8 protein-coding genes are annotated in these 6,973 nt (G+C 46.2%); 1 reads left to right on the top strand and 7 read right to left on the bottom strand.

Translation table 11 applies throughout. The features are described 5' to 3' along the window. The 7 genes from A8L45_RS14960 to A8L45_RS14930 form a co-directional block, all read right to left on the bottom strand. A partial coding sequence (locus tag A8L45_RS14960) for a DJ-1/PfpI family protein (RefSeq protein WP_175401995.1) occupies positions 1-209 on the bottom strand: 209 nt, incomplete at its 3' end. After that, on the bottom strand, positions 196-1,086 hold the full coding sequence (panE, locus tag A8L45_RS14955) for a 2-dehydropantoate 2-reductase (RefSeq protein WP_068903655.1): 891 nt from the start codon (positions 1,084-1,086) through the stop codon (positions 196-198). The genes panE and A8L45_RS14960, both read right to left, overlap by 14 nt. Positions 1,087-1,262: 176 nt before the next feature. Next, positions 1,263-2,666, bottom strand: a complete 1,404-nt coding sequence (locus A8L45_RS14950) for an AmpG family muropeptide MFS transporter (protein WP_068903654.1) — start codon at positions 2,664-2,666, stop codon at positions 1,263-1,265. 252 nt (positions 2,667-2,918) lie between these two features. Beyond that, on the bottom strand, positions 2,919-3,458 hold the full coding sequence (aroQ, locus tag A8L45_RS14945; RefSeq protein WP_068903653.1) for a gamma subclass chorismate mutase AroQ: 540 nt from the start codon (positions 3,456-3,458) through the stop codon (positions 2,919-2,921). Positions 3,459-3,617: 159 nt separating this feature from the next. Continuing rightward, on the bottom strand, positions 3,618-4,163 hold the full coding sequence (locus A8L45_RS14940; protein WP_175401998.1) for a peptidylprolyl isomerase: 546 nt from the start codon (positions 4,161-4,163) through the stop codon (positions 3,618-3,620). Positions 4,164-4,171: 8 nt separating this feature from the next. Further along, positions 4,172-4,747 (bottom strand): YajG family lipoprotein, encoded by a 576-nt coding sequence (locus A8L45_RS14935; RefSeq protein ID WP_068903651.1) that lies wholly within the window; start codon positions 4,745-4,747, stop codon positions 4,172-4,174. Positions 4,748-5,067: 320 nt separating this feature from the next. Then, positions 5,068-6,198 carry a methyltransferase gene (locus A8L45_RS14930; protein WP_068903672.1) on the bottom strand — a complete coding sequence of 377 codons (1,131 nt, stop codon included), beginning with the start codon at positions 6,196-6,198 and terminating at the stop codon, positions 5,068-5,070. 158 nt (positions 6,199-6,356) lie between these two features. On the opposite strand from A8L45_RS14930, the gene bolA reads away from it, so the two are divergent. Beyond that, positions 6,357-6,668: a transcriptional regulator BolA gene (gene bolA / locus A8L45_RS14925; RefSeq protein WP_175401997.1), complete on the top strand. Its 312-nt coding sequence runs from the start codon at positions 6,357-6,359 to the stop codon at positions 6,666-6,668. Positions 6,669-6,973 lie beyond the last annotated feature (305 nt).

Genomic DNA, 6,973 nt, shown 5'->3' with positions numbered 1-6,973 from the left:
CAGTCGAACTCATTATCAGCAACCTGAACAAGGGGAATATCAGCCAGCAATCGTACTCCTCGTGAGCATACGATGGTCAAATCACCGTCTGGTGCGGCGCTGGCGACAGTGACGGTAAATCCAGCCCTGACCATCACGTCAATCACGGTAACGGCTTCCATTTCTTCACTGCCGGGGGCCAGACAAATCAGTACGCTAGGCGTTGTCATAATTTTGCTCCAATTGCTTAATTGCGTGCCACAGCTTTTCGTTACATGGCACCGCAATAGAATGAGATTTTGCACGAGTGATCAGGTAACCATTGATGTAATCAATTTCACTTTGACGACGAAAATGAATGTCTCGATTCATTGATGAATAGTTGGTCGCAGTCGCTGACGCCACAGAAAACACCTGATTAACCAGTTGTGTGACAGATGTATGGATACCTTCAGCACCCATTACTGCAGTGATTTCCTGACATAGGGAGGTAATCTCTGATTCAAATGAGGGATCCAGTAAATGACCATTATTAACTTGATGAAGGGCTGTCAGTGGGTTAATGACACAGTTGATTGATAATTTATCCCATAAGGCTGCAGCAATATCATCAGACCACTGGCACGGCGGTAAGGCATGATCCAACACATCAGCGAGGAAACTGCATTGCTGTGCCTTACTGTTCATTGCACCGAGTAACGTTTTACCCAAACCAGTATGGCGGATTACATGTTCAGAGAGACGCAAGCACCCGTGAGTCGTGGTCGCATAAACCATAGGGTTTTTCGGTAATTTTTTTGCGACGGTTGTTTCCGTCCCCATTCCGTTATGCATGATCATCAGTAAAGCATCAGGATGAATATTCGCTGCTATATCACTCAACAGCTCCACTACCTGAAACGCTTTTACCGTGACCAAAATACAGTCACTTTGGGACAGAAATTTCCTGTTATTGCAGGTAAAGGAATGTTGGGGTTCCGACTCTAGCTGACGCCAGTCAGTAGTCTTCTCATCTCTGGTCCAAAGTTGGACCTGATGGCCGGCCTTCGACAGCTGGATGGCCCATAAAGAGCCAATTGCACCCGCTCCGGCAATGGTAAATCGCATGGATGTTCCCTACATAGTGCTTTGGCCAAAGCATAACATCCCCGTCGTGATTTTCTATCTAAAGAGACAGGTTAGAGGGGAGAACATAGTTCGCCCAGAACGTTTGTGGAACTGGATAGTAAACAAAAAAAAGGGCGCAGAAAACTGCGCCCTTTGAAGACAGATTATTTATCATTTCAGCTGTTATTTGGCTGTTCTGTCGCTTCAACCTGTTCGGTGGTGTCCTCTCCGGCCAGCTTTGAGAAGTGACCACGGAGCGCAATAATCATCAGCAGGCTCGGGATCACCATCACTGCTGTCAACACGAAGAAGATCGTCCAGTCATTCAGCCAGTCGACCAATGCGCCGCTGAAAGACGCTATGGTGGTTCTTCCCAGATTCCCCAACGAAGCGAGCAGCGCATACTGGGTTGCTGAGAATGCACGGCCTGTCAGGAATGTAAGGAAGGAGACAAAGGCAATGGTTGAAAAGGCTGTCGTAAAGTTGTCGACCAAAATGGTGTACAGGAACAGGTTTTCATCCGGTCCCACCTGCGCGATCCATGCAAACATCAGGTTACTGGCTGCCATCGCGGTACCACCAATCAACAGTCCCCTGACAACGCCATAGCGGACGTTAACCAGACTGCCCAGCAGCGTAAAGGCGACGGTGGCTCCCCAGCCAATCAGTTTTGAATAATGACCGATTTGCTCGTTACTGAAGCCAATTTCCTTATAAAATACAATGGACATCCTGCCCAGGAAGGCTTCGCCAATTTTGAACAGGAAGACAAACAGCAGCAGGGTGAGGGCTATTTTCACGCCATTTCGGCGGAAGAAGTCGGCAAACGGTTCCACAACAGTGACAATGAACCACACCGCCAGCCTTTTTACAGCAGACGTATTGGTAGTGCCCAGCAGGTGGCGATAACGTTCGCTGGCGTCGGACTGCAATTTCTCCCGATCTGTCTCGGGCTCCCCGACAAAAAGTGTAAACAGCATCAGCAGGACCACAAATCCGGCCATACCAAAATAGACGCCATTCCAGCCAATGGCATCCGCATTAATGAACGCCAGATAGCCGGGTAAACTGTAGCCTGTCCACCACCCGATCACGGCCATTGCCGCGGCCTGTGGCATTTTGTTGCTCTCACTTTCCCGGAAGCTGTCTATACGAAAAGCGTCAACTGCGATGTCCTGAGTTGCCGAAGCAAGCGCAATGGCAAATGCCAGTGCCGAGGTCATTACAATGCTGACGCCGGGATCTGTCGTTGCGATGGCGACTGTACATGCCAGCATCACCAGCTGAGTCATAAAGATCCAGCTTCTGCGCTGTCCAAGGCTGTTGGTCAGTACAGGAATTTTTACCCTGTCAACCAGCGGAGCCCACATCCAGTTGATTGCGTACACCGCGAAGACAGAGCCAAAAAAGCCGATTGCTGTTCGTGTTAACCCTGCATCTTTAAGCCAGCCTGACATATTGGAACCGATAAGCACCCATGGAAACCCACTGGCACAACCCAACATAAACACCCAGAGAAGTCTGCGGTCAGCGAAGCTGCGAAGGGTGTCCCACCATGAGAGTGGGGTGTTCTGTGGCATAATTTTCTCCCTGCCTAATTTTATGTTTGTTATTTGTCCATCCTACCCGGCTGCTCATTTCAACACCATGTGCAACTCAGCAGAAATGGGCTTTGTGGTATGAATGGTGAACGAAAGGTGTCAATTTTTGAGCGCCATAACGTTTGCGCTAGCAGGAAACGTTTTATCTCATTGAAAATAAGATGGATTATTATATTTTACGCAAATGTTTCCTTTCATCTTATCGTCCATATGACAGGTAAACTTACCGTATCATCTCTGTAGCGTGATTTTTTGTAGTGATTTGAAAATCATCACCTTATCTTGTTCGCTGAGATAAGGAGCGGTCAGGTGGCTGACAAATATCTCATAGTCTGAGTCTGTAAATTTTCTTCCCATTTTGAGATGGCTGGCAATCGCTGAGTTCAGTTCGCCTCCCAGCTTGAGCAAAGCAGGACGAATCACCTTTTTTAAATCTCTTGGAACAGGCTGTTCATCAGCAGACACAGAAAGGAGTTCGGCACGACGACGATATTGAATGGCCTTTGCTGCAGACATCAATGCAACGGTGAAGCTGTCAATACTTTCACTATCAAGCTGGTAGTTCGCGCTTGAGGTTTTAGCCTTTTCCAGAACAACAGATTCTCGCTGAAGATCTTCAATGGCAAGCTGATGCTGTGCCTTAAAAAGAGCAACATCGGGCATGTAAGTCATTCTTTCATTGATTTTTTTGTACACGGCATCAGCACTGGTGTGGGCAAAAGCCATGATCGGGGCAAGCAATAATGTGGCTAAAGTTAGAAACTTCCTCATGAAATCATCCTTTGAGAGTGGTGGCAGTAAAGGGAGGAAGCCTACCCGAGTTCGTCAAAATAAAAACGCGATTTAAATCAAAGTGCTGGATATCTTGTGTTACGGAAAAGTAAAAACCGCCATTGAGGCGGTTTTCAATAGTAAGATTAGGTGCCGATGTTATTTGACTAAAGTGACAGAGGTGATGACCACCGGGTTCGTTGGCACGTCACGCATTCCGTTTTTGACGCCTGTTTTTACGCTCGCCATTTTTGTGAAGGTACCAAACCCATCAGTCACCTTGCCGAAAACCGTATAACCGGGCTTGGTCTTACTGCCATCAAGGAATGTATTGTCCTTGAGGTTGATATAAAACTGTCTGGTGGCTGAGTTTGGATCCTGAGTCCGTGCCATAGCAATAGTGCCGGTAGCATTGCTCAGTCCATTTGAGGATTCGTTGACGACGTTTTCGTAGGTTGAAAGGCGCTTAAAGTTCTTATCGAAGCCTCCACCCTGAGCAACAAAACCGGATATCACTCGATGAAACTGTGTGCCTACGTAACTACCATCTTCAACGTATCGAATAAAGTTAGCGACTGTCTTAGGCGCCTTTTGTTCATTTAACTCGAGCGTGAAGGCCCCCATGGTCGTATCGACCTTTACTTTCTGGCCTGCCAATGCCACGCACGGTATGAGAGCGGCAGACAAAAGCACTGCTTTCAACATTGTTTTCATCAGAAGTTTTGATCCATATAGAGTGTGAGTTGTTTGTCGTTGGCAATGTCATTCAGCACCGCCTCCAACAGGGAGTTCAGGGCAGTTTCCATATCTTCAGGCGATGCACTGCCGGCATCTTCAATTTTTGACTGGCCGCGATAGCGTTTCACGAATTTACCTTTGGCGCTCTCAGCAACAAGCTGTATTTGTACCTGACTATCCATTTCATGGTTAAAGACGTTGTGCTTAACCTTGACCAGTGCCTCGAGCAGATCCATGCGGAGTTTTCCCTCTGAAGCCGATGACAGAGTGAATCCTTGCGCACTGAGTTGTTGTCCTAGTGCGTTTTCAAGCGCCACTCTCAGGTTTGCTTTGGCATGAATAGGGTCAACACTTCGTCGTCCATTGTCGACAACAGCGACATACTGTGCAGTCCGGAGGTCACGGCTGCTTAGGTCGACAGTTTTACCGCTGTTTTGCGTCGAAGCTGCCACCTTTGCTGGTTGAGGGGTAATATTCAGTTGAGGTGCCTGAGGAGCACTACATGCCGACAGAAGAAATGTCAGCCCTATGGCAGAAAAAAGCTTTTTCATGTTTGGGGGCATCCTTGTGTTTGTTTCACGTTAGCGTCAAACGGCTTTCAATTCGTGTGATGCATGCGCGTCAGCCTGATCTAAAAGGCCTTTTAATTTAGCATGATAGCCAAGGGAACATATAACATTGACTAAAAGCTCGCCTTTCAGCGTCAGAACTCGTTGATCATCACAAAACATTTGTCTGAATGTCCGCTTTTTCGAATCAGGCACCAGAAAAATAGCTGGTGTAGGGTAACAGATCTCGGTGGGCCTTTGGCAAGTGGTGAGGGGCAGAGACTGCACGCAATGTTTATGTCTCTGCCAAAGATGAGAATTTTTCAGTTCTGCTTTGCTTCCAAAATAACAAATTTTTTGTTGGAGGCTATGACGCTGACTTTACTGAATAGCCTTTTGAGTTTGCTGTGATATCCAAGATGACGGTTACCGATGACTAGCAAGCGGCCCTCTCTTTTTAATGCGCGGCGCGCATCGTTAAACATCTGCCAAGCAATATGATCTGTGACAGCATTAAGTTGATGGAATGGAGGGTTGCACATAACTAAATCCGCCGTATCAGCAGGAAAACCATCAAGACAGTTATTGGCCAGACACTTGATACGCTCCTCTGCAATACCGTGTTTCAATAAGTTACGTGTCGCGGATGCGACAGCCATGTGGCTTTCATCAACTGCGGTGACAAATGCTTCAGGGTTAAGTTTTGCTGCTTGTACAGCCAGGACACCGTTACCACATCCAAGATCAACGATGTGCCCGTTGCCACAGTCATCAGGTATATGTTTCAGCATCAGGTAAGCGGCAATATCTAAGCTCTCAGAAGAAAAGACATTGGCATGATTCTCAAGCTCCAAGCCGAACTCATCAACAGAAAATTGTGTCGTCGCAGCAGGCATTGCTTCGCGCTGTTTTTGCGGCTGACAAAAGATCAGACGAGCTTTTTTCTTCGCCAGCGATGTGGTGGTTGACCCAAGATGCTTTTCAAATAGCTTTAGGGTCGAAGTATGGATGTCTTTTGCTTTTGCGCCTGCGAGCACCGTTATTTCACGCGGCATAAGACAAGCGATCTGCTGAAGTTGCCACACGAGGAGCCGCGAGTATTTCGGTAGTTTCATGATGATGGCATCAATATCATCAGGCATATCGGTAAGAGAGTCGATAAAGCTGGCGCCCGTTAACTCATTGGCTCTTAGGTTTTCCTTACAACTATTCTGACTTAACACAGAGTCACTGACATGGGTAACCCGATAGCCTTTAAGAAGACTCCAGCAGGTGAGCGCACCAAACCCATCATTAATGACTGCAATATGGCTATTTATCGGCAAACCAAGTGCTTCTATCTCTTCGATGAGATATTCATCAGCGGCGTCCCATGCCTGAAGCGTCTCATTGCGTTGCACTGGGTAGCGGTGAAGTGAAAATACTGCTCCACTTATTTCGAGTTCGGTTTTCATGAGGTGTAATTTGTGTGGTGCTGATGATAATGCAGTATATTGTCGCAGAACAAATGAAGACTGCAATAACAATGCTTTTGAGACACAGTGTAATTTTTACCACTCTCATTCATTGGCTATTCTTTGCGGTCAACTGCGCTAAAAAAGGATCCGGTATGATTATCCAACAGAAAATTGAACAAAAATTAAAAGATGTCTTCTCTCCGTCATATCTTGAAGTCATTAATGAAAGTCATATGCACAATGTTCCGGCGGGCTCGGAAAGTCACTTTAAAGTGATTGTTGTCAGTGAATCTTTTGAAGGACAGAGACTTATTAGTCGCCACCGAGCCATAAACACGACATTGGCCGATGAGTTACAGAACCATATCCACGCATTGGCCATGCACACTTATACAGACATTGAATGGCAAAAAGAGAAGGGTATTGCACCGGACTCACCAAACTGTCTGGGCGGAAACAAACGTTGACAGTTAGATTGATGTAATATTTTTTCATCATTACACAGTAGATATCCCTACTTAGACAGTTTTAAGGTCTATGCTTTGAAAAGTGAATGAAAATTCAAATTGTAAAATTTTGCAATTCATCAATAAAATCGAGTGGATAAATAATGAAATCTCTTCTGAGCTCGGTGTGAAATAAGCAAATTGATGTAATTTACTCACAGTCTGTTTGAAAACGTGCATTGGTTCAAAATAACGTGACTAAAGTGGTTATTATTTGTGCAGTTGCCAGAAATTAAGCAGCTATCGCATCGAATACCATAGAATCG

Origin of the sequence: Veronia pacifica (assembly GCF_001707825.1) — a bacterium.
Lineage (GTDB): Bacteria > Pseudomonadota > Gammaproteobacteria > Enterobacterales > Vibrionaceae > Veronia > Veronia pacifica.
This window is presented reverse-complemented; position numbering and strand designations above follow the sequence as displayed.

Excerpts from the sequence above, each read along its gene's own strand:
- A8L45_RS14950 (WP_068903654.1), bottom strand. The coding sequence starts at position 2,666 with ATGCCACAGAACACCCCACTCTCATGGTGGGACACCCTTCGCAGCTTC.
- A8L45_RS14935 (WP_068903651.1), bottom strand. The coding sequence starts at position 4,747 with ATGAAAAAGCTTTTTTCTGCCATAGGGCTGACATTTCTTCTGTCGGCA.
- A8L45_RS14940 (WP_175401998.1), bottom strand. The coding sequence starts at position 4,163 with ATGTTGAAAGCAGTGCTTTTGTCTGCCGCTCTCATACCGTGCGTGGCA.
- A8L45_RS14930 (WP_068903672.1), bottom strand. The coding sequence starts at position 6,198 with ATGAAAACCGAACTCGAAATAAGTGGAGCAGTATTTTCACTTCACCGC.
- aroQ (WP_068903653.1), bottom strand. The coding sequence starts at position 3,458 with ATGAGGAAGTTTCTAACTTTAGCCACATTATTGCTTGCCCCGATCATG.
- panE (WP_068903655.1), bottom strand. The coding sequence starts at position 1,086 with ATGCGATTTACCATTGCCGGAGCGGGTGCAATTGGCTCTTTATGGGCC.